General features: G+C 60.9%; 31 protein-coding genes. 16 read left to right on the forward strand and 15 right to left on the reverse strand.

What is annotated here, in order from left to right:
• The first annotated feature begins 10 nt into the window (after positions 1-10).
• On the forward strand, positions 11-643 hold the full coding sequence (locus tag ACR0J2_RS15100) for a hypothetical protein (RefSeq protein ID WP_170614362.1): 633 nt from the start codon (positions 11-13) through the stop codon (positions 641-643).
• Here the strand turns inward: ACR0J2_RS15100 and ACR0J2_RS15105 are convergent.
• Both ACR0J2_RS15105 and ACR0J2_RS15110 read right to left on the reverse strand, forming a co-directional pair.
• Complete coding sequence (locus ACR0J2_RS15105; protein ID WP_170807387.1) at positions 632-964, reverse strand: AzlD domain-containing protein; 333 nt, start codon at positions 962-964, stop codon at positions 632-634. The two genes, ACR0J2_RS15100 and ACR0J2_RS15105, sit on opposite strands and share 12 nt — an antisense overlap.
• On the reverse strand, positions 961-1,683 hold the full coding sequence (locus tag ACR0J2_RS15110; protein WP_170807388.1) for an AzlC family ABC transporter permease: 723 nt from the start codon (positions 1,681-1,683) through the stop codon (positions 961-963). The genes ACR0J2_RS15105 and ACR0J2_RS15110 overlap by 4 nt, the downstream gene beginning before the upstream one ends.
• Here ACR0J2_RS15110 and ACR0J2_RS15115 point away from each other — a divergent pair.
• The 4 genes from ACR0J2_RS15115 to ACR0J2_RS15130 are packed head-to-tail and all read left to right on the forward strand — an operon-like array spanning position 1,682 to position 5,815.
• Positions 1,682-2,620 carry a formate dehydrogenase accessory sulfurtransferase FdhD gene (locus tag ACR0J2_RS15115; RefSeq protein WP_480813078.1) on the forward strand — a complete coding sequence of 313 codons (939 nt, stop codon included), beginning with the start codon at positions 1,682-1,684 and terminating at the stop codon, positions 2,618-2,620. The genes ACR0J2_RS15110 and ACR0J2_RS15115 overlap by 2 nt on opposite strands.
• Entirely contained in the window at positions 2,617-3,261 is a 645-nt protein-coding gene (mobA, locus tag ACR0J2_RS15120; protein ID WP_480813079.1) for a molybdenum cofactor guanylyltransferase MobA, read from the forward strand. The genes ACR0J2_RS15115 and mobA overlap by 4 nt, the downstream gene beginning before the upstream one ends.
• A complete protein-coding gene (gene mobB / locus ACR0J2_RS15125; protein ID WP_480813080.1) occupies positions 3,258-3,749 on the forward strand; it encodes a molybdopterin-guanine dinucleotide biosynthesis protein B in 492 nt (163 codons plus the stop codon). The genes mobA and mobB overlap by 4 nt, the downstream gene beginning before the upstream one ends.
• Positions 3,746-5,815, forward strand: a complete 2,070-nt coding sequence (locus tag ACR0J2_RS15130; protein WP_480813081.1) for a molybdenum cofactor synthesis domain-containing protein — start codon at positions 3,746-3,748, stop codon at positions 5,813-5,815. Before mobB ends, ACR0J2_RS15130 begins: the two co-directional genes overlap by 4 nt.
• 9 nt (positions 5,816-5,824) lie before the next feature.
• On the opposite strand, the gene ACR0J2_RS15135 is transcribed toward ACR0J2_RS15130, so the two are convergent.
• The 3 genes from ACR0J2_RS15135 to ACR0J2_RS15145 all read right to left on the reverse strand — a co-directional run bounded on the left by ACR0J2_RS15135 (position 5,825) and on the right by ACR0J2_RS15145 (position 7,912).
• Positions 5,825-6,814 (reverse strand): hypothetical protein, encoded by a 990-nt coding sequence (locus tag ACR0J2_RS15135; RefSeq protein ID WP_170807393.1) that lies wholly within the window; start codon positions 6,812-6,814, stop codon positions 5,825-5,827.
• 14 nt (positions 6,815-6,828) lie between these two features.
• The gene (greA, locus tag ACR0J2_RS15140; RefSeq protein ID WP_170614368.1) at positions 6,829-7,299 is read right to left on the reverse strand and encodes a transcription elongation factor GreA; all 471 of its coding nucleotides are present in this window, start codon (positions 7,297-7,299) and stop codon (positions 6,829-6,831) included.
• Between the two features lie 232 nt (positions 7,300-7,531).
• A complete protein-coding gene (locus ACR0J2_RS15145) occupies positions 7,532-7,912 on the reverse strand; it encodes a VOC family protein (RefSeq protein WP_170614369.1) in 381 nt (126 codons plus the stop codon).
• Positions 7,913-7,998: 86 nt separating this feature from the next.
• Here ACR0J2_RS15145 and soxR point away from each other — a divergent pair, with 86 nt between their 5' ends.
• The 4 genes from soxR (at position 7,999) to ACR0J2_RS15165 (ending at position 12,862) form a co-directional block, all read left to right on the forward strand.
• On the forward strand, positions 7,999-8,454 hold the full coding sequence (gene soxR, locus ACR0J2_RS15150; protein WP_170614370.1) for a redox-sensitive transcriptional activator SoxR: 456 nt from the start codon (positions 7,999-8,001) through the stop codon (positions 8,452-8,454).
• Between the two features lie 136 nt (positions 8,455-8,590).
• A complete protein-coding gene (locus tag ACR0J2_RS15155) occupies positions 8,591-10,237 on the forward strand; it encodes an electron transfer flavoprotein-ubiquinone oxidoreductase (protein WP_480813082.1) in 1,647 nt (548 codons plus the stop codon).
• Between the two features lie 140 nt (positions 10,238-10,377).
• Entirely contained in the window at positions 10,378-12,054 is a 1,677-nt protein-coding gene (locus ACR0J2_RS15160; RefSeq protein WP_480813083.1) for a tetratricopeptide repeat protein, read from the forward strand.
• The gene (locus tag ACR0J2_RS15165; protein ID WP_480813084.1) at positions 12,044-12,862 is read left to right on the forward strand and encodes a 4-(cytidine 5'-diphospho)-2-C-methyl-D-erythritol kinase; all 819 of its coding nucleotides are present in this window, start codon (positions 12,044-12,046) and stop codon (positions 12,860-12,862) included. Before ACR0J2_RS15160 ends, ACR0J2_RS15165 begins: the two co-directional genes overlap by 11 nt.
• Here the strand turns inward: ACR0J2_RS15165 and ACR0J2_RS15170 are convergent.
• Positions 12,855-13,853 (reverse strand): polyprenyl synthetase family protein, encoded by a 999-nt coding sequence (locus tag ACR0J2_RS15170; protein ID WP_170614374.1) that lies wholly within the window; start codon positions 13,851-13,853, stop codon positions 12,855-12,857. The two genes, ACR0J2_RS15165 and ACR0J2_RS15170, sit on opposite strands and share 8 nt — an antisense overlap.
• Positions 13,854-13,909: 56 nt before the next feature.
• Here ACR0J2_RS15170 and ACR0J2_RS15175 point away from each other — a divergent pair, with 56 nt between their 5' ends.
• From ACR0J2_RS15175 to ACR0J2_RS15185, 3 genes are all read left to right on the forward strand, one after another.
• Positions 13,910-14,125, forward strand: coding sequence for a putative signal transducing protein (locus ACR0J2_RS15175; protein ID WP_170614375.1), 216 nt, complete (start codon positions 13,910-13,912; stop codon positions 14,123-14,125).
• Positions 14,122-14,892, forward strand: a complete 771-nt coding sequence (locus ACR0J2_RS15180) for a tRNA1(Val) (adenine(37)-N6)-methyltransferase (RefSeq protein ID WP_480813085.1) — start codon at positions 14,122-14,124, stop codon at positions 14,890-14,892. The genes ACR0J2_RS15175 and ACR0J2_RS15180 overlap by 4 nt, the downstream gene beginning before the upstream one ends.
• 125 nt (positions 14,893-15,017) lie before the next feature.
• Positions 15,018-15,182 (forward strand): YdcH family protein, encoded by a 165-nt coding sequence (locus tag ACR0J2_RS15185; RefSeq protein ID WP_170614377.1) that lies wholly within the window; start codon positions 15,018-15,020, stop codon positions 15,180-15,182.
• A 100-nt stretch (positions 15,183-15,282) separates the two neighbouring features.
• Here the strand turns inward: ACR0J2_RS15185 and yddG are convergent, their stop codons facing one another.
• The 9 genes from yddG to ACR0J2_RS15230 form a co-directional block, all read right to left on the reverse strand.
• Positions 15,283-16,149 (reverse strand): aromatic amino acid exporter YddG, encoded by an 867-nt coding sequence (gene yddG / locus ACR0J2_RS15190; RefSeq protein WP_480813086.1) that lies wholly within the window; start codon positions 16,147-16,149, stop codon positions 15,283-15,285.
• 80 nt (positions 16,150-16,229) lie between these two features.
• Positions 16,230-16,952 carry an acetoacetyl-CoA reductase gene (gene phbB, locus ACR0J2_RS15195; RefSeq protein WP_170614379.1) on the reverse strand — a complete coding sequence of 241 codons (723 nt, stop codon included), beginning with the start codon at positions 16,950-16,952 and terminating at the stop codon, positions 16,230-16,232.
• A 187-nt stretch (positions 16,953-17,139) separates the two neighbouring features.
• Entirely contained in the window at positions 17,140-18,315 is a 1,176-nt protein-coding gene (locus tag ACR0J2_RS15200) for an acetyl-CoA C-acetyltransferase (protein ID WP_170807400.1), read from the reverse strand.
• 191 nt (positions 18,316-18,506) lie between these two features.
• The gene (locus ACR0J2_RS15205; protein WP_480813087.1) at positions 18,507-19,340 is read right to left on the reverse strand and encodes an EAL domain-containing protein; all 834 of its coding nucleotides are present in this window, start codon (positions 19,338-19,340) and stop codon (positions 18,507-18,509) included.
• Between the two features lie 113 nt (positions 19,341-19,453).
• The gene (locus ACR0J2_RS15210) at positions 19,454-19,642 is read right to left on the reverse strand and encodes a hypothetical protein (RefSeq protein ID WP_170614382.1); all 189 of its coding nucleotides are present in this window, start codon (positions 19,640-19,642) and stop codon (positions 19,454-19,456) included.
• Between the two features lie 92 nt (positions 19,643-19,734).
• The gene (locus ACR0J2_RS15215; RefSeq protein WP_170679672.1) at positions 19,735-20,706 is read right to left on the reverse strand and encodes a sterol desaturase family protein; all 972 of its coding nucleotides are present in this window, start codon (positions 20,704-20,706) and stop codon (positions 19,735-19,737) included.
• Positions 20,703-21,089: a hypothetical protein gene (locus ACR0J2_RS15220; protein WP_480813088.1), complete on the reverse strand. Its 387-nt coding sequence runs from the start codon at positions 21,087-21,089 to the stop codon at positions 20,703-20,705. Before ACR0J2_RS15220 ends, ACR0J2_RS15215 begins: the two co-directional genes overlap by 4 nt.
• A 59-nt stretch (positions 21,090-21,148) precedes the next feature.
• The gene (locus ACR0J2_RS15225) at positions 21,149-21,478 is read right to left on the reverse strand and encodes a hypothetical protein (RefSeq protein WP_480813089.1); all 330 of its coding nucleotides are present in this window, start codon (positions 21,476-21,478) and stop codon (positions 21,149-21,151) included.
• Between the two features lie 115 nt (positions 21,479-21,593).
• Positions 21,594-22,166, reverse strand: a complete 573-nt coding sequence (locus ACR0J2_RS15230) for a TlpA disulfide reductase family protein (RefSeq protein ID WP_480813090.1) — start codon at positions 22,164-22,166, stop codon at positions 21,594-21,596.
• A gap of 21 nt (positions 22,167-22,187) precedes the next feature.
• Between ACR0J2_RS15230 and argH the strand changes: the two genes are divergently transcribed.
• From argH to lysA, 4 genes are read left to right on the forward strand one after another with little or no spacing between them, the layout of a single operon-like run.
• Positions 22,188-23,576: an argininosuccinate lyase gene (gene argH / locus ACR0J2_RS15235; protein WP_480813091.1), complete on the forward strand. Its 1,389-nt coding sequence runs from the start codon at positions 22,188-22,190 to the stop codon at positions 23,574-23,576.
• Entirely contained in the window at positions 23,573-23,758 is a 186-nt protein-coding gene (locus ACR0J2_RS15240; RefSeq protein ID WP_321249300.1) for an argininosuccinate lyase, read from the forward strand. Before argH ends, ACR0J2_RS15240 begins: the two co-directional genes overlap by 4 nt.
• Before the next feature lie 30 nt (positions 23,759-23,788).
• Positions 23,789-23,938, forward strand: a complete 150-nt coding sequence (locus ACR0J2_RS15245) for a hypothetical protein (protein ID WP_170614389.1) — start codon at positions 23,789-23,791, stop codon at positions 23,936-23,938.
• Between the two features lie 55 nt (positions 23,939-23,993).
• Positions 23,994-25,259 (forward strand): diaminopimelate decarboxylase, encoded by a 1,266-nt coding sequence (gene lysA / locus ACR0J2_RS15250; RefSeq protein ID WP_480813092.1) that lies wholly within the window; start codon positions 23,994-23,996, stop codon positions 25,257-25,259.
• The last annotated feature ends 31 nt before the right edge of the window (positions 25,260-25,290 follow it).

Raw genomic sequence — 25,290 nt, forward strand, 5'->3', positions numbered from 1 at the left:
GGGGCGAACCGTGCTCAGAATAATTGTTGCCTGCCTGCTGGCAGTGACCGTGGCTGGCTGTACCGGATCGAATCGTCCGCAGGCAGACCTGGCCGAGGTCGCTGCACGGTCCTACCGTGACCCCGGCCCGTCGACTCTGACGCTTTACACGATGATCAACACCCGGACCGGATCGGGCGCGCATACGTCGCTGATGATCAGCGCCAGCGAGCGGGTGATCTTTGACCCTGCGGGATCGTTCCGCGCGGATGTGGTTCCGAACAAGGATGATGTCCTTTACGGCATCACGCCCGCCGTAGAACGCGCCTATCGCAGCTCGCACGCGCGCGAGACGCATTATGCGCGCATCCAGACCATCGAAGTCACACCGCAACAGGCCGAGATCGCCTATCAGCTGGCCAAGCAGTCCGGCCCGGTGGCCAGCGCGTATTGCGCCCATTCGACGGCCAGTATCCTGAGGCAAGTGCCGGGGTTCGAACAGATCGACGTCACATTCTACCCGGTCAAACTGTCGGAACAGTTCGCCCAGATTCCGGGCGTGGTGACAGAAGAATACCGTGAATACGACGACGCGGACCTGCAAAAGGGTCTGGCTGCGAACAACGCGCGCCTCAATCAACTGGACGCGACCTCAACCCAGTAGGTAGAGCAATCCGTACAGCGCGGCGGCACCCGAAAAGATTGCCGCCAGAACGTTCTTGGTGACCAGACCGACCGACAGCGCCACCACGGCGGCAGCCATGCGGGGCAGGTCCGGCTGACCTTCGGTTGCGGCGGGCCAGACAACTAGTGGTGCGATCAGCGCCGGAATGATCGCCACCGCCGTGTACCGCAGATGACGCAGCAGCCACGGCGGCATGGGGCGGTCTCCGACAAGACCGATAAAGGTAAAACGCAGGGCAAAGCTGCCGACGGCCAGCCCGACGATGATGATCCACATGGTTGTCGGGTCAATCTGGGTCATGTCTCTTTCCGCTCCAGCCTGCGTTCCAGCATCAGTTCGGCCTGCGCGCCCGCCATCATGCCCGCCGCGCCAGCGATCAGCAGGCCCAGATTGAATGGCACCGAAACGGCCAGCAGGGCGACAATGATCGCCACGAGCGCCGCAATCACATGCGCAAGCGTCCGCATCATTGGCCCGATCATGGCCAGAAACGTGATCGGCAGGGCGAAATCCAGCGCCCAGCTTTCCGGGATTTGCGCGCCCAACACCGCCCCGAGATAGGTGGCGAATATCCAAAGCGGGGTGATCGGTGTGACCGAGCCAAAGAAATAGGCCATCCTTTGTGACACGGTCATCTTCGGCTCTTTTTCAAACTGGACGATCCCGCAGGCATAGGATTGATCGACCGTCAGGTAGGCCGCAATGGCCCTTTGCCACAACGGGGCGGCCCCCAGATAAGGTGTCAGCGAGGCGGAATACATCGCCACCCGCAGGTTCACCGCAAGCGCCGAGATCAACACAATCGCCGTAGGCGTGTTGTCCTGCAACAACTGCAGGGCGGTGAACTGCGCGGCACCTGCAAACACCGTTGCGGAAAACGCGATGGTCTGAACGATATCCAGCCCGGCCTCGGTCGCGAAAACCCCAAACAGCGTGCCAAAGGGGATGGCCACGAAGATAAACGGCGTGCCGTCCCGAAAACCCTTCCAGAAGTAAGACTTGGATGTGGTGTCTGCCATGGCTAGATCCTATGGTGTCGCCAGCACAACTAGCGGTCTTGGGAAAGGGTTGCAATTGGCCACGCACACGGACCTGTCGGACTACATCATCGCGCCCGATCCCGGCGCGGCGCGCCTGACCCGCGCAGTGGAAGGCGTGGACCAGAACGGCGAGGTCAGCCAGATCTCGGTGGTCGAGGAACGCCCGCTGACGATTTTCCTCAATGCGCAGGAGATCGTGACGGCGATGACCATCGGCGACTACCCCGAATATCTGGCGCTGGGTTTTCTGCGCAATCAGGGGATGCTGCTGGCGGATGATGAGATCACCGGCGTCGATTATGACGACGATCTGGAAACCGTGGTTGTTCGCACAGCGCGCCAGACCTCGTACGAGGACAAGCTGAAGAAAAAGACCCGCACAAGCGGTTGCGCGGTCGGTACCGTCTTTGGCGACATGATGGACGGGCTTGAGGATGTCTGCCTGCCGCAGGTTTCTGTCCGCACCTCATGGCTTTATGAACTTGCGGCCCGGATCAACCGTACCCCGTCGCTGTATCTTCAGGCCGGGGCGATTCACGGCACCGTCCTGTGCCGGGAAAACCGCCCGCTGGTCTATATGGAAGATGTGGGTCGCCACAACGCCGTCGACAAGATCGCTGGCTGGATGCTTTCGACCAGGGAGGAGGCTGGTGACAAGATCCTCTACACCACGGGCCGCCTGACGTCCGAGATGGTGATCAAGACCGCGATGATGGGCATTCCGGTTCTGGCTTCGCGATCGGGATTCACGGCATGGGGCGTTGAAATTGCACGTGAGGTCGGGTTGACCCTGATCGGTCGGATGCGCGGCCAGCGGTTCGTATGCCTGTCCGGCGAGGATCGTCTTGTTCGGGATATCGACCCCTCGTCCGTGGCGGTTGAGGACAAAAAACATCGCAGGAAAAGCGCAGGATGACCAAACCAAAGGGCGTGATCCTTGCAGGCGGTCTGGCCACCCGGATGGGCGGAGGCGACAAGGGCCTGCTGCAACTGGGCGGGCAAAGCCTGCTAACCCGGGTAATTGACAGGCTGGCGCCGCAGGTAGACGGTCTGGCACTGAACGCCAACGGCGATCCGGCCCGGTTCAGTGCCCTGAACCTGCCTGTGCTGCCGGACACAATCGAAGGTTTCGCAGGACCGTTGGCCGGTGTTCTGGCCGGTCTCGACTGGGCCGCGGAGCAGGGCGCCGACGGCATCGTCACCGCCGCTGCCGACACGCCGTTCTTTCCCCGCGATCTGGTGGCGCGGCTGATGCAGGCGGCTGAAGGACAAGTGCATCCGCTTGTACTGGCGACGACCCCGCGCACGGGTGACGAAGCTCTGAAATCCGGCGGTGGAAAGCGGGTCAACCGGCACCCGACATTCGGGTTGTGGCCAGTCGCATTGCGCGACGATCTGCGGGCCGCGTTGCAGGACGGGCTGCGCAAGGTCGTCTTGTGGACCGATAAACATGACGGTCGCGAGGCGCTGTTTCCGGCAGACCCTTTCGATCCGTTCTTCAACGTGAACACACCCGAAGATCTCGAAAGGGCGCAGACCCTGCTGGAGCAGGCATGAGGGTCTACGGCGTCACCGGCTGGAAAAACGCGGGCAAGACCGGGTTGATGGAGCGACTGGTGGCCGAGATCACCGGACGGGGGTTCACGGTTTCAACCGTCAAACACGCGCATCATGCCTTTGACGTCGATCAGCCGGGCACCGACAGCCACCGTCACCGTGTTGCCGGCGCCTCCGAGGTTCTGCTGGCGTCCGGGCAGCGTGTCGCCCTGATGCAGGAACTGCGCGGCGCGCCCGAGCCGTCTCTGGACTCGCTGCTGGCCCGGCTATCACCGGTCGATCTGGTCCTGATCGAAGGGTACAAACGTGAAGGCCACCCCAAGGTCGAGGCATTTCGGGCCGAACCCGGCAACCCGCTGATCGCCATAAAGGATGAAACGATCCGGGCGGTGGCCAGCGACACGCCACTGGATCTGGATCGCCCGGTCTTTGACCTGAACGACACAGCGCGCATTGCTGCGTTCATCCTGCAAGAGGTTGGTTTGTGACCGCATTCGACACCTTTGCGATGGTCGATTGGTCTGGTGGAAATGACACCGGGCCAACGCCCCGCAAGGATGCGATCTGGGGGTGCGTGGTACGCGATGGGGCCCCTGGCGAAGCTGAATACTTGCGCAACCGGCAAGTAGCGGAAGACTGGCTGACAGGGCTGATCGAAACCGAACTTAACGCAGGCCGTCGTCTGTGTCTGGGGTTCGACTTCCCGTTTGGCTATCCCCGGGGGTTTGCCCGCGCGCTGACCAGCTCGGACGATCCGCTGGTCTTGTGGGACTGGTTCGAGCACCGGATCGAAGACGCGCCAAAGGCCAATAACCGTTTCGACCTTGCCGGCCGGATCAACCAGGGATTCGGCGGCAAGGGGCCATTCTGGTTCAACGGTCTGGCTCGGGAAATCCCGGGCCTGCCAAAGACCAAAACGGACTATCACAATCCCTTCCCGGATCGTCGACAGGTGGAAGCTCTGGCCAAGGGCAGCTTCACCTGCTGGCAGATGGGCGGATCCGGCGCGGTTGGCGGGCAGGTGATGACCGGGCTGCCGGTTTTGTCCCGCCTGCGCCGGCGATTTGCAGGGCAGGTGGCCGTCTGGCCGTTCGAAGTGCTGGACAAACCGGTCGCCTTTGTCGAAATCTGGCCTTCATTGACGCTGGGCAGGGAACCCGATGACCGGATCAGGGATGCCTGGCAGGTCGAACAGGTCACGATGTCTCTGGCGCAGATGCCAGAGGCGGAACTGACCCGGCAGCTGACCGTCAGCGCCGCCGAAGAAGGATGGATTTTGGGCGTGCCACAGGACAAACCGAATATCACACCACCGCCATTGCAAAACGACTGCTTTGCCCTGCCCGCAGGCGTGGACTGGACCCCGGTGGATGAGGCATTGGCCTTGCTGCAGGACCGGCTTGCGGTGGTGAAGGGGGCTGAGACCGTGCCACTGGGTCAGGCGACAGGTCGTATTCTGGCGGCGGATCAGATCGCGAAACGCTCCAATCCGCCGCAACCCAATACGGCGGTTGATGGCTATGGGTTTGCAGGGCCTTTTGCAGAAGGCGCACAGGTTCTGCCCCTGATCCAAGGGCGCGCGGCGGCGGGCATACCGTTTGAAGGCACCGTTCCCCCCGGTCAGGCCCTGCGGGTTCTGACCGGGGCGGCTCTGCCTGCGGGTGTGGATACCGTCATTCTGGAAGAGGATGTGACCGTTCAGGACGGCCACATTGCCTTTCACGGCCCTTTGAAGAAGGGCGCGAATACCCGAAAGGCAGGCGAGGATGTGGCCGCCGGAGATCTGGCTTTGGCTGCAGGCCGCCGCCTGACACCCCCGGATCTGGCGCTGCTGTCGGCAGTGGGAATTGCCGAGGTTCCGGTGCGCAAGACCCTGCGCGTGGCGGTTCTGTCCACCGGTGACGAACTGATCGAAGCCGGAGAGCCCGCCGGACCCGGGCAGATATTCGATGCCAACCGCCCGATGTTGCTGTCTCTGGCAGCCCGGATTGGATTCGCTGCGGTTGATCTGGGCCGTGTGGCCGATGATCGTGACGCGCTGGCGACGCGGCTGGACGAGGCGTCCGAGCGGGCCGATGTGATTCTGACCAGTGGTGGCGCATCCGCGGGCGACGAAGATCATGTCTCCGCTCTGCTGCGGCAGGCCGGGGCGATGCATGAATGGCGTATTGCGCTGAAACCGGGCCGTCCGCTGGCGCTGGGGATGTGGAAGGGCACTCCGGTCTTCGGCTTGCCGGGCAATCCGGTGGCGGCACTGGTCTGCACGCTGATCTTTGCGCGCCCCGCCCTGGGGCTGATGGCCGGCGAAGGCTGGCAGGAACCGCAAGCGTTTGACCTGCCCGCCGACTTTGAAAAACGCAAGAAACCTGGTCGCCGCGAATATCTGCGTGCACGGGTCCGGGACGGTCGTGCTGAAGTATTCGCGTCAGAAGGTTCGGGCCGGATCAGCGGCCTCAGCTGGGCCGAGGGACTGGTCGAGATCGAAGACGGCGCGCGCCATATCCGGCCCGGCGACCCTGTCCGGTTCATTCCCTATGGCAGTTTCGGGCTGTAGCGGCGCCTGTCAGTCGAAGGTACCCGCAACCCGTCCCAGCAGCATGAACGCGCGGGCGGTTCGGGTTTCACCTAGCGCGGTCAGTTCAGCATCGCTGGCGATGGGCTCGAATTCCACGATCATGTTGTCGAACCGCCGCAGAAAATGGTGCGCGGCGTCGCGGAAAATCGGGTCCTGCTTCATTCGCGCCGCCGTCAAGGCCAGCGAGGACCGGTCCCGAATGCCGCCCAGAGCGGCCACTGCACGGCCGCGTGCGCCCTGCGCGAACTGGCGCCAGATTTCAGGTCGGGCCATGTCGGGACGCAGGTCGTCCATATAGATCCCCTCCTGGCTGAGAAGGGTCAGCACATCCTGCGAGGCCTGCACCAGTTGTGCGGTCTTTCTGTCCTTCAGCGCCAGCCTCAGGGCGTCGAACCCTTCGGCATCGTCCTGTGTTTCGGGAAAGTTCAGGGCACGGATAAAGATACCGGTCGGCAGAGGGCGCGCGATGTCTTCCGCTGGCGTGCCCAGCGCAAGCGAGGTTTGGTCCCCCGGTGATGGTGCGGCCCTTCGCACAGGTTCGCGGCGCTTGGAAGAAAACGTAGCCAATGCGCTTTCCGTCTTCTTCGCTGTCTGCGCGATTTCATCCAGCTTCTTGCTGACGGCGGGCTCATACGTACTGGCGGCGCGCTGCTGCTGCGTGACATAGGCGTTTCGGATCGCGTCGATTGCCGTCTGCAGTCGGGCACTTTCCTCGCGCATGACGCGGCTGGCGCGCATGGCCATGGCCGCCACCCAGATCATGGCCACGGGCATGAACACTGCAAGCAGCGTGACGATGAAACTGCTGGTTTCGACCCGGCCGGGCAGCACCAGAAAAACCACCGAAACAACCAGCCAGATCAGGCTGAGAACAACAGCCGCGATCTCGATGCCGCTCACCGACGGCGCTCCGGGGCGATCATAGATGCCCAGAGATGTCGGTTGCTTGGTTTCGCGGTCAGGATTGGACCCCGACATGATCAACGCTCCGATCAGGCGTACTCGATACTCAGAATTTCATAAGACCGCACACCGCCGGGGGTGCGGACTTCGACACTGTCCCCCTCTTCCTTGCCAATCAGGGCGCGGGCAAGGGGGGATTTGATGTTCAGCAGGCCTTTTTCGATGTTGGCCTCATATTCACCCACGATTTTCCAGGTCTTTTCTTCGTCGGTGTCTTCATCGACCAGCCTGACCTTGGCGCCGAACTTGATCGCGCCCGACAGTTTGGCCGGATCAATTACGTCAGCCAGCGACAGGATACCTTCCAGCTCTTTGATGCGCCCTTCGATAAAACCCTGTTTTTCACGGGCCGAATGATACTCGGCGTTTTCCTTCAGGTCGCCCAGTTCCCGCGCCGTCGCGATGGCCTCGATGATCGCCGGGCGTTCGACGGACTTCAGGTTCTTCAATTCCGCCTCAAGCGCGGCATTGCCCGCGGGCGTCATGGGAATTTTTTCCATTTTGTCTTCGTCCACGCATAAATTGAGTCGCCCCGCCGCTCAAAGCGTCGGGGCGAATGATGGGTCGTCAGATACCTGACCCAAATGCAGCGTGAAATGCAAGGGGGCTCAGCGGTTCCGGTGCTTTATTCGCGAACTCGCGCCGTCGGGATGGGGCAAGGCATGCCTGCGGCGATGCCCCAGAAGGTCGCCCCTGCGCCAGTGATGCGCTTCGGTTCCCAGCCACAGCAACTCAATCATACTGCACCACCTCGAATTCGATGCCGTTGTCATCCTCGAAATAGAACCGCCTGCCGGGTTCGTAATCCGCATGGTTGTGCGGCTTGAATCCCGCTTTGCGCACCTTGCTTTCAGTGGCATCGATATCCTCGACCAGCACGCCGACATGGTTCAGCCCGCCGACATAGTCGTAACTGTTCTCACCCGAGCGCATGGGTTTGCCCGGCGCATAGAGCGCGAGATAGGTGTGTGCGCTGCCCACGTGGACCGTATAGCCGCCAGCGATTGCCGGACCTTCCCACCGGGTTTTCCAGCCAAAGACCTTCTCCATCCAGTCTGCCGAAGCCTTTGGGTCGCGGACAGTGAAATTGGTGTGTTCAAGCGTCGCCATCATGGGATCTCCTTTGCGAATTCAGGCTTGTCACGACTCACCGTAATTTCTAAACCTAACTTTAGGTCAAGAAATTTTTTGAGGTTCCGATGGCTGCATCCGAAGGGCTGGCAATTGGCGCACTGGCCCGGCGCACCGGACTGGCTGTTTCAGCCATCCGGTATTACGAGGCGCAGGGCCTGATTGCACCCTGGCGCAATGCAGGCGGGCAGCGTCGCTATCAACGTGCCGATATCCGGCGGCTGAGTTTTGTCATGATCGCCCAGCAATTCGGCCTGACCCTGCCGGAGATCCGAGAGGTGTTGTCGGGCCTGCCCGGAAACCGCACCCCCACACCGCAGGACTGGAAGCAGATCAGCACCACCCTGCGCGCCCGGCTGGATCTGCGAATCGATACCCTGACACGATTGCGCGACAATCTGGATGGCTGCATCGGGTGCGGCTGCCTCAGCCTGCCGAAATGCGCCCTTTACAACCCCGATGACCGGGCAAAGTCCAATGGTAGCGGTCCCAGGTATCTCATGGGTGATACACCAGACGGCTGAACTGCCGTATTGCTGCTGTTTTACGCCGTGTTTCGATTGACCAAGGTCTTGCCGACCGGGTAATCAGCCGTGAAACAAAATTGCGCACACCACGCAGTGAAAGCGCCAATTCGGAAAGTTAGCTAAGGAGCCCGCGATGGCCGAGATTGAACGCGAAGCGATGGAATACGATGTGGTGATCGTGGGCGCAGGCCCCGCGGGCCTGTCGGCGGCCATTCGTCTGAAACAGCTGGATGCCGACCTGAACGTCGTTGTTCTGGAAAAGGGCTCGGAAGTGGGCGCACATATCCTGTCGGGTGCGGTACTGGATCCGTGCGGTCTGGATGCGCTGATCCCCGACTGGAAGGAAAAGGGCGCGCCGCTGAACGTGCCTGTGCACGAAGACAACTTCTACATGCTGGGTGAGGCGGGCAAGATCCGCATCCCGAACTTCCCGATGCCGCCGCTGATGAACAACCACGGCAACTACATCGTGTCGATGGGCAATGTCTGCCGCTGGATGGCGGAACAGGCCGAGGAACTGGGCGTGGAAATCTTCCCGGGCATGGCGTGTTCTGAACTGGTTTACGGCGACAATGGCGAAGTCAAAGGCGTTGTTGCTGGCGTTTTTGGCCTGGAAGCAGATGGTTCCTACGGCCCGAACACCGAACCGGGCATGGAGCTGCACGGCAAATACGTCTTCCTGTCGGAAGGTGTGCGCGGCTCGCTGTCGAAAGAAGTCATCGCCAAATACGACCTGTCGGCCGGCAAAGAGCCGCAGAAATACGGCGTCGGCATGAAAGAGATCTGGGAGATCGACCCGGCCAAGCACAAGGAAGGCTCGGTCACGCACACCATGGGCTGGCCGCTGGGCAGCAATGCGGGCGGCGGGTCGTTCATCTATCATCTTGAAAACAATCAGGTCTATGTCGGTTTCGTGGTGCACCTGAACTACAAGAACCCGCACCTGTATCCTTACATGGAATTCCAGCGCTTCAAGCATCACCCGATGGTCGCCGAACTGCTGAAAGGCGGCAAGCGCGTGGCCTACGGCGCCCGCGCGATCACCGAAGGCGGCCTTCAGTCGATGCCGAAACTGGTCGCACCCGGCGTGGCGCTGTTGGGCTGTTCTGCGGGCATGGTCAACGTGCCGCGCATCAAGGGCAACCACAACGCGATGCTGTCGGGCAAGGCCGCAGCCGAGGCTGCTTATGACGCCATCAAGGCCGACCGCTCGGGCGACGAACTGACCGCCTACGAGGCCGACGTGCGCGAAGGCGCAATCGGCAGCGACCTCAATAAGGTGCGCAACGTCAAGCCGCTGTGGTCGAAATACGGCCTGACTGCTTCGCTGGTGCTGGGCGGCATGGACATGTGGACCAACACGCTGGGCTTCTCGTTGCTGGGTACTCTGGGTCATGGCAAGAACGACGCGGAATCGACCGAAGATGCCAGCAAGCACAAGCCGATCGACTATCCCAAACCTGACGGAACGCTGTCGTTCGATCGTTTGACCAACGTTTCCTTCGCGGCCACCAATCACGAGGAAAGCCAGCCCTGCCACCTGCGCCTGGCCGACCCCGAGATTCCAGTCAAGGTCAACCTGCCCAGGTTCGACGAACCGGCGCAGCGCTACTGCCCGGCGGGCGTCTACGAGATGGTCGAGGATGAAAACGGTCCGCGATTCGTGATCAACTTCCAGAACTGCGTCCACTGCAAGACCTGCGACATCAAGGATCCCAGCCAAAATATCACCTGGACCACACCGCAGGGCGGCGACGGGCCGAACTATCCAAACATGTAAGCGAAAACCCGGGCAATGGCGGCGTCGTGAAGGCTCTGCCATTGCCTCTCAGGGGCCAAAGCCCTAGCTTATCGTTCAGATAACGATAGCGAGGCAGAATTCTGGTGATTTCCCTGGTTCTACGCGTGGCATTGGCTGCAATGCTTTCTTCCCCTATTGCCGTTCCGGTCTTGGCCGATACCGGCGCCGGGGCGTATCTTGCGGGTCGTCAGGCGATCTATGAAAGCGACTATACGGCGGCCGAGAAATATTATTCGCAGGCCCTGCGCTTTGATCCGGAAAACCTGCACCTGCTGGAAAGCGTGGTCGTGGCCCGTCTCGCGCTGGGCGAGATTCAGCGAGCCCTGCCCGTCGCGCAGAAAATCGTGGACAACGACTTGCCAAGCCAGGCCGCGCGCATGGTGCTGTCGGCGGCTTTTGTGGCAGACGAAAAATATGACGCGTTTCTGGCCCTTGATCCTGAAACGCAAGGTGTCGGGCCGCTGGTTGACGGGCTAATGATTGCCTGGACCAACATGGCGCAGGGCGCCATGACCAAAGCGATGGAGCAGTTTGACAAGGTTTCCACGCAGGACGGTCTGAGGGAGTTTTCGCTGTATCACAAGGCAATGGCCCTTGCGTCCGTGGGCGATTTCGAAGGGGCTGAGGCAATTTTTGCCGAAAACAACGGAACCATTGCCCGCTTCAGCCGCCGCGCTGCACTTGCCCGGGCCGAGGTCCTGTCGCAACTGGATCGCAATGCCGATGCGCTGGCATTTCTGGACGAAGTGTTTTCCATCGGCAGCGACCCGACCATCGAAGGCTACGAGACCCGCCTGACCTACGGCGAAACCCTGCCTTTCACACATATCGGTTCCGCGCGGGACGGCATGGCCGAGGTTTTCTTTTCGGTCGGCGCGGCACTGAATGGCGAAGCGGCACAGAACTATGTCCTGCTTTACACACGTGTGGCGACCTTTTTGCGCCCCGACCACGTCGACGCGATTTTGCTGGGGGCAGAGCTGCTGGACGATCTGGAACAGTTTGATCTTGCCGTGGCGGCCTATCGGACAGTGCCTTCCGACAGCGCCGATTTTCACGTTGCCGAACTGGGCCGGGCCGAAGTTTTAGGGCGTGCAGGAAAGAAAGACGCTGCAGCGGAAGTTTTGCAGAACCTTGCGGCACAACGCCCTAACCTGCCGTCCGTTCATGTGGCACTGGCCGATTTGTTGCGTCGGGACGAAAACTATGCCGCCGCCGTGCCGTCCTACGACCGGGCGATTGAGCTGACCGAAACCGGGGCGGGCGGCAGTTGGTTTCTGCATTATGCTCGCGGAATTTCGCATGAGCGTCTCAAGAACTGGGATCAGGCCGAGGCGGATTTTCGCCGCGCGCTTGAACTGAACCCGGATCAGCCGCAAGTGCTGAATTACCTCGGCTACTCGTTGGTCGAACGTCGCGAAAAGCTGGACGAGGCGCTTGAAATGATCGAACGCGCCGTCGCCACGCGCCCGGACAGCGGTTATATCGTGGACAGCCTCGGCTGGGTTCTGTTCCGGCTCGGCCGCTATGAAGAAGCCGTTGAGCATATGGAACGCGCCATCGAACTGATGCCGGTCGACCCGGTGGTCAATGATCATCTGGGCGACGTGTACTGGGCCGTTGGACGCGACCGCGAGGCCGAGTTCCAGTGGAAACGCGCCCTGTCTTTCATCGACCCCGACGACACCGATGGTGAGGCCGATCCCGACCGTATCCGGCGAAAGCTCGAGATCGGGCTGGACGCGGTTCTGGCGGAAGAAGGCGCCGAGCCGCTTCAGGTTGCCAATGAAGGCTGAGGCATTTGCCCCCGCCAAGATCAACCTGACCCTGCATGTGACCGGCCAGCGTGAAGATGGCTATCACCTGCTGGATTCTCTGGTCGTGTTCGCAGATATCGGTGACCACCTGACGTTCGAGCCCGGCCCGGACCTTTCCATAGACGTCACCGGTGAACATGCCCGGGGTGTCCCATCCGATCAGCGTAATCTGGTTTGGCAGGCGGCGGATGCAGTTGGCTGGACAGGCCGAATTACCCTGAACAAGTCGTTGCCCCATGGGGGCGGTATCGGCGGCGGGTCTTCGGATGCGGCCGCGACATTGCGTGTGCTCGCGGGATCGGGCAACGGAAAGCTGCCGAACCCGGTGTCACTGGGTGCTGATATCCCGGTCTGTTTGATGGCGAAAGCCGCGCGAATGCGGGGCATAGGCGAACAGATCAAGCCAGTTTCCCTGCCGCCGCTTTATGCGGTTCTGGTCAACCCTTGCGTCGGGGTTCCGACCGGTTCCGTGTTCAAGGCGATGGAAACGCGCCACAACCCGGCTATGCCCGAGGATATCCCTGAATTTGAAACGGCGGAAGACTGCGCCGCGTGGCTGAAAGGCCAGCGCAACGATCTGCAGGCACCGGCCATGGGCATTGCGCCTCAGATCGGGCGGGTTCTGGATGAGCTCGACGCCTCTCGCGGTGTTCTTTTGTCGCGGATGTCCGGCTCGGGCTCGACCTGTTTCGGGCTTTACCCGTCCATGAAGGCCGCGCATTTCGCGGCCTATGAAATCGGCGCGGCCCATTCCGACTGGTGGTGCCGCGCAACGCAGCTTAATTGAGGCGCGCGACCACGTAGTCGGCCAGATCGCGCAGCAGCGACCGGATCTCGTGATCGGGCAGCACCTCCAGCGCGGTTTTGGCCTTGGCGGCCCAGCCGATGGCATCCGAACGGGTGGCCTCCAGCGTGCCGTATTTGTTCATCAGGCTTAGCGCGTGATCCAGATCGCCATCCTGCTGGCGGCCCTTGCCAATCGTGCGTTCCCAGAAGGCGTGTTCGTCTGCCGTGGCCTGCGCCACGGCCTTGATCACCGGCAGGGTCAGCTTGCGCTCGCGGAAATCATCGCCGACATTCTTGCCGGTTGCCTTGCTGTCGCCCTGATAGTCCAACAGGTCATCGGCGATCTGAAAGGCAATGCCAAGCGCGTCGCCATAGTCGAACAGCGCTTTCACCTGCTCTTCCGATGCACCGGCAATCACGCCGCCTACCTCGGTTGCAGCCGAAAACAGCGCGGCCGTCTTTCCGCGCACCACCTGCAGATAAATGCCCTCGTGGGTGCTCAGGTCGGTGGCTGCCGTCATCTGCAACACTTCACCCTCGGCAATCGTGGCCGAAGCGTTGGCCAGAATGTCCAGAACGCGCAACGACCCGGTTTCCACCATCAGCTGGAAACTGCGGGAAAACAGGTAATCGCCGACCAGAACACTGGATTTGTTGTCCCAAAGCAGGTTTGCCGTGGGCCGCCCGCGCCGCTGGGCGCTTTCGTCCACAACGTCGTCATGCAGAAGCGTGGCGGTATGAATGAATTCGACCGTCGCGGCCAGACGCACATGGTGGTCGCCTGAATAGCCAAACAGACGGGCTGCGGCCAAAGTCAGCATGGGGCGCAGACGCTTGCCGCCCGCCTCAACCAGATGAGCGGTCACTTCGGGGATACGGGGGGCGTGTTCCGACGCCATGCGCGTGCGGATCAGATGGTTTACCGCATCCATTTCACCGGCCAGAATGTCGGCCAGCCGTTCATGTGGTTTCGAGATTGTGCTGACGTTCATCACACTCCTGATACAAGGCTCGACTTCCGCCGCTCCTTGCCCTTACATCCATCCCCATGGAAGAACTATTGCGCAGCACCGATCCGACAATCCTGGCCTTTGCATCCGCTCTCCTTGAAGGCGAGGATATAGACTGCTTTCAGATGGACGTAAATATGAGCATCCTCGAAGGCGGCATAGGAATTTTCCCCCGCCGCCTGATGGTGCGCGCCGACGACCTGATCCGCGCCGAACGGGTAATGCGTGACAACGACATCCCCTTGGGCAGATGAGCGGGTTCTCCGACAGCGAGTTGAGCTGCAACGAGTTCCTCGGCGGACGCGTGCGGCTGTGGCAGCCTTTGTCCGGCTATCGCGCAGGTGTTGACCCGGTTCTGCTGGCGGCCTCGGTTCCGGCCACGGCAGGCCAAACCGTGCTGGAGCTTGGCTGCGGGGCAGGCGCCGCCATCTTGTGCCTTGCCGCCCGCGTGCCGGGCCTGCATCTGACAGGTGTTGAGCTGCAACCTGCATATGCCGATCTGGCGCGGCGCAACGCCGCAGAGGACGATGTGCCGCTGGAAGTGATACAGGCAAACCTGACCGATCTGCCCAATGATCTGAGGCAAAGACAGTTCGATCACATTATCGCCAACCCGCCCTATTACCGCCCCGGCGCACACAGCCCGGCGCAGGATCAAGGGCGGCAGGTGGCACTGGGCGAGCAGACACCGCTGTCGGACTGGATCGGCGTGGCCGCCAGGCGACTGGCCCCGCGCGGCTATCTGCACATGATCCAAAAGGCCGAACGCCTGCCGGACATGTTGTCGGCCTGTGCCGGCAGACTGGGTTCAGTCGAAGTCCTGCCGCTGACGCCGCGCGCGACCCGAGATGCGGAACTGGTCATTCTGCGCGCACGGAAAGAGGGGCGCGCCGCCTTCCAGCTCCATTCCCCGCTGATCCTGCACACAGGCGCACGGCACGAGAGGGACGGTGAGAGCTATACGCCCCAGGTAACTTCGGTGCTGCGGAACGGGGCCGGGCTACCCGGATTCTCGGATTGATAGGCGGTGACCGGCCGAATTTGTCGGATTTGTGACAGATTCTGTGCGTCTGCGGCGTGACAGGCTGGAAACGATGTGGTCAACTTCCCATGTAAAACTCAGACATCCAACTAAGGAGGATCGCCATGAGCGTGAGCGCACATCTGACGGAACTGAAGAAAAAACACGAAAGTCTCGGTCTCGAAGTGGAAAAAGCCCAACGCTCGCCAGGAATTGATGATCTCCATATTGCGCAGCTCAAAAAGCAGAAGCTCAAGCTGAAGGAAGAGATCGAACGCCTGTCCAATTAAAGCGTCCAGCACCTGACCTGAATCACTCTGTATCGCCAATGTCCCGAAAGCACCAAAGGCGCGGCAGGTTATTGGCGATGCAAGTTCAGGGCAGGGCGAACTAGGACTTCAGACTGGCCCGCGCCGCAATTGTGGCCCCGCCGGTGATCAACAGCGCCGCGACCGCCAGACCCCAGGAAGGGGCGGCGATCCCGGCGAGAACCAGCGCAAGCGTAGACAGCAATGGTGCCGCATAGGACGCGGTGCCCAGTATCTGAATGTCGCCCCGCTTGACCCCGATATCCCAAACATAAAACGCCAGCCCGACCGGTCCCAGACCCAGGGCAAGGATCGATGCCCAGCCGAATGCGGTCGCGGGCCAGACCGTTTCTTCCACGGCAAGATGCAGCGCGCCCGAGGCAATTGCCGCGGCGATGCAGAAAACGGCAACCGAACTGGTGGGGGTATCGCCCAGACGGCGGGACAGAACAGAATAGCCCGACCAGGTCAACGCGCACATCAGTGCCAGCGCATATCCGGGCAGGTGTTGCACCTGAAATCCGGTGCTGCCGCCACCGGCAATGATCAGCGCCGCGCCCGCGAAACCGAAGCAGGCACCAATCAGATGCCCGATGCGCAACCGCTCGCCGGGCAACAGCCCCGACAGCAGAACGATCAGCAAAGGCCAGAGATATGCGATCAAACCCGCCTCGGCTGCGGGGGCCATCCTCAGTGCCGAGAAATACAGGGCGTGATAGCCGAACAGACCCAGCGTTCCGAACAGATAAGTTGTCCAGGGTACGCGCCCAAGTTGTTGCAATCCGCCGGTGGCCCAGGTCCAGATCAGGCCCAGGGTGCCGCCGATTGAAAAGCAGACGGCGTTCAGCAGCAACGGTGGTGTCGGTGTCGAGCCGACCGTGAACAGGGCCAGCAGGGACCACAGCAGCACAGCGATAAAACCAATGGCCGTTGCGCGCATTCTGCTCATGGGGCAGCCTCTTCGGGAATCTGAAATTGACAGGGCCGGCCCATTTGGACCGGCCCGTTCAAAATTGCAATCGCTCTTGATCAGACGAAGAACTGCGCACCGTTGGCCGAGATGGTCGAGCCGTTGATGAACTGGGAATCGTCCGATGCCAGGAACGCCACGCAGCGCGCGATTTCCTCGGGCTCACCCAACCGGCCGGCCGGGATCTGACCGATGATCGATTCGCGGACTTTTTCCGGAACCGCCATGACCATCTCCGTAGCGATATAGCCGGGGCAGATCGCGTTTGCGGTGATGCCCGCACGTGCACCTTCCTGCGCCAGCGATTTCACAATGCCCAGATCGCCCGCTTTGGTTGCGGCATAGTTCACCTGCGCGAACTGGCCCTTCTGTCCATTGATCGAGCTGATGACGATCACGCGGCCAAACTTACGCTCGCGCATGCCGGGCCAGACCGGGTGTACGGTGTTGAACACGCCGGTCAGGTTGGTGTCGATCACCTGATGCCACTGCTCGGGCGTCATCTTGTGGAAAGGGGCGTCTTTGGTGATACCGGCATTTGCCACAACGATGTCGATGGGGCCAACTTCGGCCTCGACCTTTTCGATACCCGCCTTGGACTCGTCATAGTCGGCGACGTTCCACTTATAGGTGGCGATACCGGTTTCCTCGGTGAATTTCGCGGCGGCTTCGTCATTCCCCGCATAGGTGGCTGCAACGTTGTACCCTTCGGCTTTGAGCGCCTTGGAAATTGCTGCGCCGATGCCGCGGGAGCCGCCGGTTACGAGTGCTGTACGTGCCATTTAGGAGTCCTCCAAATTTAGTCGGCTTGGTAATTCTGTTACTCTGAGAGAGATTGGTGCGCAATATCGTTTCGTTCAGGTCTTTGCTTTTCTGCTCAGCGAAATTGTCGCAGCTACGGTGTAAGGCTTGATTGTAACAAAAAAGGGCGTCCGTGGGACGCCCTTTTCTATTTGGTTCTCAACGCACTTAGTCGCGCTCCACGCACAGGGCGACACCCATGCCGCCGCCGATGCACAGGGTCGCCAGACCCTTCTTCGCGTCGCGGCGCTTCATTTCGAACAGCAGCGTGTTCAGAACGCGGCAGCCCGAGGCACCGATCGGGTGGCCGATGGCAATCGCGCCGCCGTTCACGTTCACGATCGACGGGTCCCAGCCCATGTCCTTGTTCACGGCGCAGGCCTGCGCGGCAAAGGCTTCGTTTGCCTCGACCAGATCCAGATCGTCTACCGACCAGCCGGCTTTCTCCAGCGCCTTGCGCGACGCGTAGATCGGGCCCACGCCCATGATCGACGGGTCCAGACCGGCAGTGGCGTAGGATGCGATACGGGCCAGCGGCTCGATCCCGCGCTTTTCGGCGTTTTCAGCAGACATCAGCAGGGTTGCGGCCGCTCCGTCGTTCAGGCCCGAGGCGTTTGCCGCGGTGACAGAACCGTCCTTGGTGAAGGCAGGGCGCAGCTTGGCCATGGCTTCCATGGTCGCGCCGTGACGGATGTATTCGTCGCTGTCCATCACGATGTCGCCCTTGCGGGTCTTGATGGTGAGCGGCGTGATCTCGTCGGCGAACTTGCCGGCCTTTTGCGCGGCCTCGGCCTTGTTCTGCGAGGCAACGGCAAATTCGTCCTGCATGTCGCGGCTGATCTGCCATTTCTCGGCAACGTTCTCGGCGGTCTGTCCCATGTGATAACCGTTGAAGGCATCCCACAGACCGTCGCGGATCATCGTGTCGATGTATTTCATGTCGCCCATCTTGTGACCGGCGCGCAAGGCGGCGGCATGGGGCGAAAGGGTCATGTTTTCCTGGCCGCCGGCGGCGACGATTTCGGCATCGCCCAGCTGGATGTGCTGTGCGCCCAGAGCAACGGCACGTAGGCCCGATCCGCAGACCTGGTTGATGCCCCAGGCCGCGCTTTCCTGCGGCAGGCCGGCATTGATGTGCGCCTGGCGCGCTGGGTTCTGGCCCTGAGCGGCGGTCAGAACCTGGCCCATGATGGTTTCGCTAACCTCGCTTTTGTCGATTCCCGCGCGTTCGACAACGGCCTCAAGCACAGCGGCCCCAAGATCGTGGGCGGGGGTGTTGGCAAACGAGCCGCCAAAGCTGCCGACACCGGTACGTGCGGCGGATGCGATTACTACGTTGGTCATTCGATTAATCCTTTACCGTCATGGTCCTGTGGGAAATGTGACGGCGCAGATCGTAGAGGATCCCCCTGCAATCAAGAGCGCCCCGTGATCCCCGCTCCAGCACCATTTGGATATCGCAATGCTGCACGCGCAGCAACGGGCAGCTTGTCTCAGGGCGGCAGGTCGTAGGCTGAAATGTGTTGCGGCAGGTGTTAAGTCCCTGTCTCCTGTGTCTTTTCCGCTTTCCACGGCGGTTTGACCGAAGGCGCGCCGAACAGAAAGCCCTGCAGGCAATCGACACCGCTGGCCACCAGAAACTCGGCATCCTGCTTGGTTTCGACCGATTCGGCGGTCACGAGGATTTCGAATTCGCGGGCAACCGCGATCAGGGCTCTGACCAGCGCCTGATTGTCGGGGTTCGTGCTGACACCACGCACGAATTGTCCGTCGATCTTGGCCGCGTCGAACAGAAACTCGCGAAAGTGGCGAAAGCTGAAGTTGCTGGCGCCAAAATCGTCCAGCGCAAAGGCGATGCCGCGGGCCTGCAGACGATCCATGAAATCGACCACCAGTTCCGGTACCTGCATCGCCGAACTTTCCGAGATTTCAAGGATCAGCCGTTCACCCAGAGCGGGGTCATTTTTCATGAACCGCTCAAGAATACGCGACCAGCGGGCGTAACCGATCGAGCGGGCCGACATGTTGACCGACAGACGGATCCCCGGATTGCGCGTCAGGGTGCGCAAACCCATTTCAAGCGCGACACAGTCCAGCTCGCGCCCGATTGGCGTGTTTTCAACCTCGGGCATGAACTCGCGCGCGGGAATGACCCGCCCGGTTTCGTCCAGCACCCGGATGAACCCTTCGTAGAACGCCACACGGTGGGGGGGATTGGCCTGCATGATCGGCTGAAAAGCAAGCTTGCATTGCTTGTGTTTCACCGCCTCTGTCGCCATTTGCACCGTCGACAAATCGCGCGAAGCCACCGCCGCGTTCAGCGGATTGTCCGAGCCTTCCGGCAGATCAGCCAGTTTCCTGTTCCGCATGGGCACGCCCAATCCTTGCGTAAGATCAATAGGGGTCCGCGCCCATATCAGAGCAAAGAAGTGAATCTGACGTTAATGGAGACAGAAGCGTAACAGCCGCTATGTGTCGGGGTTCACTTGGCCGATCGGCTGGTCTGGCGCAATGTGGTTGCTGCGCCGATCAGGGCCCCAAGAAGGCCCAGCGTCATCATTGCAAAGCCCAAACCCAGGAATACCGAAGGTCCTCCGCCAATGGCTGTCAGCATGGCAAGGACAAGGCCGGTCAGGCCAAAAACAGTATAAAGGGTCGTTGTACGAGACATAATGGCCTCCGGGCACGCTAAATCAAAACATCGATCTAATATGAAGCCGGGGCCAAATATTTCAAGTATTCAGCGTAAGATAGTCGTTGCGCTCAGGATTGTTCCGCCTGTTTTGCGGGCAAAAATTCCTCGAGATGTTCAAATCCGGGCGTTCCGCGATCTTCGGGATGTCGGGCCAGATGGCTGGCTTTGATCTGCTCAGAATTCTTCCGGCTTCCGTCATGGCTGTAGCCCGGCGGCGCAAAGCAATAGGCCAGGCGTTGCCGCCATGTCAGCCCGGGCTGCGTCGCGTCGCGCCAGATGCCGACCCATTCGTGAAAGGCCACGCGCAGCGGGTTGAACGTGCCGATATTATGCACCAGCCCATAGTCGACACGGTCGTCATCCTGTTCCGGTACAAAAGTACCGAACATCTTGTCCCAGATGATGAAGACACCGGCATAGTTGCAATCCAGGTAACGCGCATTGCGGCCATGATGCGCGCGGTGATGGCTGGGCGTGTTCATCACCGCCTCGAACCAACGCGGCATTTTGCTGATGGCTTCGGTGTGAATCCAGAACTGATAGATAAGATTCAGCCCGCCGACGAAAAGCACCATCGCGGGGTGAAACCCCAGCAGGATCAGCGGCGCGCGCACCACCATCATGAAGGTGAATGTATAGGTCCAGGTCTGCCGCAGGGCAGTGGTCAGGTTGTAATGCTGCGAACTGTGATGGTTCACATGGCTGGCCCAGACCCAGCGGATGCGATGGCCAAACCGGTGCACCCAGTAATAGCGCAGGTCATCCAGCACGAAGCACAGGATAATCACCGGGATCGAGGCGCCAAGGTCCAGCGGCGTGATCCGCCACAGCCACATGAAAAAGGCGTATGCGATGAAGCCCAGCAGAAAGCCCGAAGCGATGTTGCCCGCGCCCATGATCAGCGAGGTCACTGCGTCGCGCGTCTCGTACCGTCCGCCGCGGCCCTTGATGGCGATCCACAGAAACTCGGCCAGAATGGCGGCGATGAAGAACGGGACGGCCCATTGCACGGCGTCGGGAAAGCTCACTTGGTCGGTCATGAAGGGTCCATCATCAGACGCCAGTGCTGGCGTTCGCTGTCATCAAGGTTAAGGATCACGCGTGGGGTGCTGAAATCATGAAACTGAACCTCGATGCCTTTGGGATGGTCCATCCAGTCGAAATCAAGCAAATGCCGCGCCACGGAATCCGCACCGAACGACCACAACAGCCCCTTGCCCGCGTCCGTGCGGATCAGCGCCGCATGGCCGTCATGGGCAATCATGACATCAATGATATAGTCCTCCGGCGCATGTCGCAGCCATTCCGACCGCGCCGTGTCCGGTGTCAGCAGGCGCAAACGGGATTTGCCCGTCGCATGCAGCAACAGGGTAATTCCGGCGATACCGCCGACCACCAGAACCAGCAGGATTTCAAGCGGCATTCCGTCCTCCCGCCGACAAGTTGCAAGGCGGATAACCGACTGTCAAAGGTGGCGTCGCGTCAGCCTTTTTCCAGATTTTCAAGGATTTCATGCTGCACCACGCGCCGGACGAACGGGACCAGACCTTCGGGACCAGACGTGCGGTCTTTCAGGTGAATGCAGATATCCGGACGGCGGGAGGCGATAATGCCCACCATTTCACCCCGTACCTTGTCATCCAGCCCCGCACCCATGATGGCGCATGCGATCCGGGGCTCGGCGTCCAGTTGCCGCCGCACCTCATCAGGATCATGTGCACCCAGCCATTGAATCGGCAGGTGATCCAGTTGCTGCGCGACATCCCCGATCACATTCGGCAAGCGTCCAATCAGCAAAACCACAGGTCTCATCGTCACCTCCATTCCCAAAACGCAAACTGCCCCGCCCAACAGGAGGGGCGGGGACAGTATATCACGAGATTGAAATGGACGGGCCTACATTACCGGATCGTACCGATGGTCTTTTTCAGCTTTCACCCTCTGTGCCGACCAGCGCCGCGATGATCGCCTTGGCGCTGTCCGAATTCCATTCCGCATCCCCGATCAGGCGCGCGATTTCCTGTCCCTCGGGGTTCAGGATGACGGTGATCGGCAAGGCGAGGACGCCGAATTCACGCGCGGCGGCCTGGCTGGGGTCCTGATGGCGCGGAAGGTTGACGATTCCGTTCTCTTCGAAGAACTTCTTGATCCCGGCAGGGGTGTTTCGACCAGTGGCCAGGGTGAGAACCTGAAATTTGTCGCCGCCGAATTCTTCCTGCAACTCTGCAATCTGGGGCATTTCCTTGCGACAGGGCGCGCACCACGTGGCCCAGAAATTCACCAGCACATATTTGCCGGCGTAGTCCTCAAGCGAGCCGACCCCACCGTCGTCCTCCAGCTGGAACTCGATGGTCTTTGCCGGTTTGGGTTCCTTATGCAGGATCAGCCGTTTCAGGCTGCCGTCCCGCAGCGGCGCCAGAGTTTCGGCATCACTGGCCAAAGCCGCATTTGCACCCAGCGCAAGGGCCATATAAAGGGGGATCAGACGTAACAGGCGCATATCAACTCCGGGTTTTCCAACATGACCGATCAATCCTCGAACCAGATGTGGGGCGGCCGCTTTGCCGCCGGTCCAGACGCGATCATGGAGGCGATAAACGCCTCGATCGGGTTCGATCAGCGGATGGCAGCCCAGGACATTGCAGGCTCGCGCGCCCATGCCGCCATGCTGGCTGCCACAGGCGTTATTACTGATAGTGATGCGCAGGCCATTCGGGAAGGCCTGCTCACCGTTTTGTCAGAAATTGAACGGGGTGAGTTTGAGTTCTCGACCGCGCTGGAAGACATCCACATGAATGTCGAAGCGCGCCTGAAGGAAGTAATCGGAGAGCCCGCAGGCCGTTTGCACACGGGCCGCAGCCGCAACGATCAGGTGGCAACCGATTTCAAACTCTGGGTCCGCGATCAGCTGGACGCGGCGGAAACCGGGTTGCTGGCCCTGATCCGCGCGCTTTTGGCGCAGGCCGAGGCCGGGGCGGACTGGGTCATGCCCGGATTTACCCATCTGCAAACCGCGCAGCCGGTGACGTGGGGCCACCACATGATGGCCTATGTCGAGATGTTTGGCCGTGATCTGTCCCGCGTGCGCGACGCCCGCGCCCGGATGAACGAATCGCCGCTGGGTGCCGCCGCGCTTGCAGGCACTTCTTTCCCGATCGACCGGCACATGACGGCCGAGGCGCTCGGCTTTGACCGCCCCGCCGCGAACTCGCTGGATGCGGTCAGCGACCGCGACTTCGCGCTGGAATTCCTTTCGACCGCCTCGATCTGTGCCGTGCATCTGTCGCGCTTCGCCGAGGAACTGGTGATCTGGTCCTCGGCCCAGTTCCGGTTTGTGACGCTGTCCGACCGGTTCTCGACCGGATCGTCGATCATGCCGCAAAAGAAGAACCCGGATGCGGCGGAACTGATCCGCGCCAAGGTGGGGCGCATTTTCGGGGCCAACACTGCTCTGATGATGGTGATGAAGGGCCTGCCGCTGGCCTATTCCAAGGACATGCAGGAAGACAAGGAACAGGTCTTTGACGCCGCTGACAACTGGATGCTGGCGTTGGCGGCGATGGAAGGCATGGTCAAGGACATGACTGCCAACCGCGAGAGCCTTGCTGCGGCGGCCGGCTCCGGTTTTTCAACTGCGACCGATCTGGCCGACTGGCTGGTCCGCGTTCTGGGCCTACCGTTCCGTGATGCACATCATGTGACTGGCTCGCTGGTGGCGATGGCCGAAAGCAAAGGGTGCGATCTGCCCGACCTGACGCTGGAGGATATGCAGTCTGTCCATGCCGATATCACGAATGATGTCTATTCTGTCCTAACCGTCGAAAATTCGGTAAACTCACGTCAGTCCTATGGCGGCACGGCACCGGATCAGGTCCGCGCCCAGGTTGAGCGATGGAAGGGACTGGTGTGAAACAAGTCATGCGCATCTTCATGCTGATCGCGGTCGGAGTTGCTCTGGCCGGGTGCGGCGCGGACGGCGAGCCGACCACCCCAACCATGAGCGCCAGTGTCGGTGTCGGATCAAATGGCGTTCACGTCGGCGCAGGCGTTGGATTCTGGCGCGGACCCGTCGGTGTATTCTTTGGTGTCTGACCGGCCGGACGAAAGAACGAAAAGCTCTTGATGAAAACCTTTCTTCTGATCCTTTCGCTGGCCGCCCTTGCAGCTTGCGACCCAAACTACAAACCGCGCTCTGAACCGGCGGCGGAACCCAGAGGTTCGGGCATTTCCATCTCGGGATATGGCCGCGTGGGAATTTCGACGACAAAATAAGGGTTCCGCCGGAATCATTTGCTCCGAATGCCCTTTTTGGTCTAAGCGCGCAGTCATGGATCACTTTCTCTACCGCGACGGCGCGCTCTACGCCGAGGATGTCCCGATTTCCGAGATTGCAGCCGCGGTCGGAACGCCGTTCTACGTCTATTCCACCGCGACATTGCTGCGGCACTTTCAGTTGTTCGATGACGCGCTTGAGGGCACCGATCACCTTGTCTGCTACGCGATGAAGGCGGCCAGCAATCAGGCGATTCTGAAAACGCTGGCGCAAGCCGGTGCGGGAATGGACGTGGTCTCGGGCGGGGAATACCTGCGCGCCAAGGCAGCCGGTGTGCCGGGCGACAGAATCGTGTTTTCGGGCGTTGGCAAGACGGCGGATGAAATTCGCACCGCACTGACCGGTGGCATCCGCCAGTTCAACGTGGAATCCGAGCCCGAGATGGAGGTGATCAATGCCGTCGCGCTGGAGCTGGACGTTGTGGCGCCGATCACAGTGCGGGTGAACCCCGACGTCGACGCCAAAACCCACGCCAAGATCGCGACCGGCAAGTCCGAGAACAAGTTCGGCATCCCGATTGCGCGCGCTTCCGAAGTTTACGCCCATGCTGCCAGTCTACCCGGGCTGGAGGTGATCGGCATCGACGTTCATATCGGCTCGCAACTGACCGAGCTTGAGCCGTTCGAGCTGGCATATACCAAGGTGGCGGAGCTGACCGAAAAGCTGCGGTCTGAAGGGCACGATATTCGTCGCCTCGATCTGGGCGGTGGCCTCGGCATTCCGTACACCCGCTCGAATGACGCGCCACCACTGCCGGTGGAATACGGTGCACTGATCAAGAAAACGCTGGGCCATCTGGGTTGCGAGATCGAGATCGAGCCGGGCCGATTGATTGCCGGAAATGCCGGGCTGATGGTCAGCAAGGTGATCTATGTGAAATCCGGCGAGGGTCGCGATTTCCTGATCCTTGACGGCGCCATGAACGACCTGATCCGCCCCGCAATGTACGAGGCGTATCATGACATTGTCGCCGTTCATGAACCCGCGCCGGGGGTCGAACAGCAACCCTATGACATCGTGGGCCCGGTCTGCGAAACCGGTGATACCTTTGCCAAGCAGCGCGATATGCCGCCGCTGAACGCCGGTGATCTGGTCGCGTTCCGCAGCGCCGGGGCCTATGGTGCGGTGATGTCCAGCGAATACAACACCCGTCCCCTGATCCCCGAGGTTCTGGTGCATGGGGATCAATTTGCGGTTATTCGTGAACGCCCAAGCTTTGACGAAATCATAAACCGCGATACCATACCCCCATGGCTCTGACGCGATGATCGCACGGGCCTGATCAGGAGGC

It is taken from the genome of Ruegeria sp. CG4, from assembly GCF_056537185.1.

Bases quoted from the DNA above. Each gene is read 5' to 3' on its own strand.
- greA (WP_170614368.1), bottom strand. From the start codon at position 7,299: ATGGAAAAAATTCCCATGACGCCCGCGGGCAATGCCGCGCTTGAGGCG.
- ACR0J2_RS15245 (WP_170614389.1), top strand. From the start codon at position 23,789: ATGAAAACCTTTCTTCTGATCCTTTCGCTGGCCGCCCTTGCAGCTTGC.
- ACR0J2_RS15110 (WP_170807388.1), bottom strand. From the start codon at position 1,683: ATGGCAGACACCACATCCAAGTCTTACTTCTGGAAGGGTTTTCGGGAC.
- ACR0J2_RS15115 (WP_480813078.1), top strand. From the start codon at position 1,682: ATGGCTAGATCCTATGGTGTCGCCAGCACAACTAGCGGTCTTGGGAAA.
- ACR0J2_RS15155 (WP_480813082.1), top strand. From the start codon at position 8,591: ATGGCCGAGATTGAACGCGAAGCGATGGAATACGATGTGGTGATCGTG.
- ACR0J2_RS15230 (WP_480813090.1), bottom strand. From the start codon at position 22,166: ATGCGCCTGTTACGTCTGATCCCCCTTTATATGGCCCTTGCGCTGGGT.
- lysA (WP_480813092.1), top strand. From the start codon at position 23,994: ATGGATCACTTTCTCTACCGCGACGGCGCGCTCTACGCCGAGGATGTC.
- yddG (WP_480813086.1), bottom strand. From the start codon at position 16,149: ATGAGCAGAATGCGCGCAACGGCCATTGGTTTTATCGCTGTGCTGCTG.
- mobB (WP_480813080.1), top strand. From the start codon at position 3,258: ATGAGGGTCTACGGCGTCACCGGCTGGAAAAACGCGGGCAAGACCGGG.
- ACR0J2_RS15225 (WP_480813089.1), bottom strand. From the start codon at position 21,478: ATGAGACCTGTGGTTTTGCTGATTGGACGCTTGCCGAATGTGATCGGG.
- mobA (WP_480813079.1), top strand. From the start codon at position 2,617: ATGACCAAACCAAAGGGCGTGATCCTTGCAGGCGGTCTGGCCACCCGG.
- soxR (WP_170614370.1), top strand. From the start codon at position 7,999: ATGGCTGCATCCGAAGGGCTGGCAATTGGCGCACTGGCCCGGCGCACC.
- phbB (WP_170614379.1), bottom strand. From the start codon at position 16,952: ATGGCACGTACAGCACTCGTAACCGGCGGCTCCCGCGGCATCGGCGCA.
- argH (WP_480813091.1), top strand. From the start codon at position 22,188: ATGACCGATCAATCCTCGAACCAGATGTGGGGCGGCCGCTTTGCCGCC.
- ACR0J2_RS15135 (WP_170807393.1), bottom strand. From the start codon at position 6,814: ATGTCGGGGTCCAATCCTGACCGCGAAACCAAGCAACCGACATCTCTG.
- ACR0J2_RS15165 (WP_480813084.1), top strand. From the start codon at position 12,044: ATGAAGGCTGAGGCATTTGCCCCCGCCAAGATCAACCTGACCCTGCAT.
- ACR0J2_RS15175 (WP_170614375.1), top strand. From the start codon at position 13,910: ATGGAAGAACTATTGCGCAGCACCGATCCGACAATCCTGGCCTTTGCA.
- ACR0J2_RS15210 (WP_170614382.1), bottom strand. From the start codon at position 19,642: ATGTCTCGTACAACGACCCTTTATACTGTTTTTGGCCTGACCGGCCTT.
- ACR0J2_RS15205 (WP_480813087.1), bottom strand. From the start codon at position 19,340: ATGCGGAACAGGAAACTGGCTGATCTGCCGGAAGGCTCGGACAATCCG.
- ACR0J2_RS15160 (WP_480813083.1), top strand. From the start codon at position 10,378: ATGCTTTCTTCCCCTATTGCCGTTCCGGTCTTGGCCGATACCGGCGCC.
- ACR0J2_RS15215 (WP_170679672.1), bottom strand. From the start codon at position 20,706: ATGACCGACCAAGTGAGCTTTCCCGACGCCGTGCAATGGGCCGTCCCG.
- ACR0J2_RS15145 (WP_170614369.1), bottom strand. From the start codon at position 7,912: ATGATGGCGACGCTTGAACACACCAATTTCACTGTCCGCGACCCAAAG.
- ACR0J2_RS15180 (WP_480813085.1), top strand. From the start codon at position 14,122: ATGAGCGGGTTCTCCGACAGCGAGTTGAGCTGCAACGAGTTCCTCGGC.
- ACR0J2_RS15220 (WP_480813088.1), bottom strand. From the start codon at position 21,089: ATGCCGCTTGAAATCCTGCTGGTTCTGGTGGTCGGCGGTATCGCCGGA.
- ACR0J2_RS15105 (WP_170807387.1), bottom strand. From the start codon at position 964: ATGACCCAGATTGACCCGACAACCATGTGGATCATCATCGTCGGGCTG.
- ACR0J2_RS15200 (WP_170807400.1), bottom strand. From the start codon at position 18,315: ATGACCAACGTAGTAATCGCATCCGCCGCACGTACCGGTGTCGGCAGC.
- ACR0J2_RS15185 (WP_170614377.1), top strand. From the start codon at position 15,018: ATGAGCGTGAGCGCACATCTGACGGAACTGAAGAAAAAACACGAAAGT.
- ACR0J2_RS15170 (WP_170614374.1), bottom strand. From the start codon at position 13,853: ATGAACGTCAGCACAATCTCGAAACCACATGAACGGCTGGCCGACATT.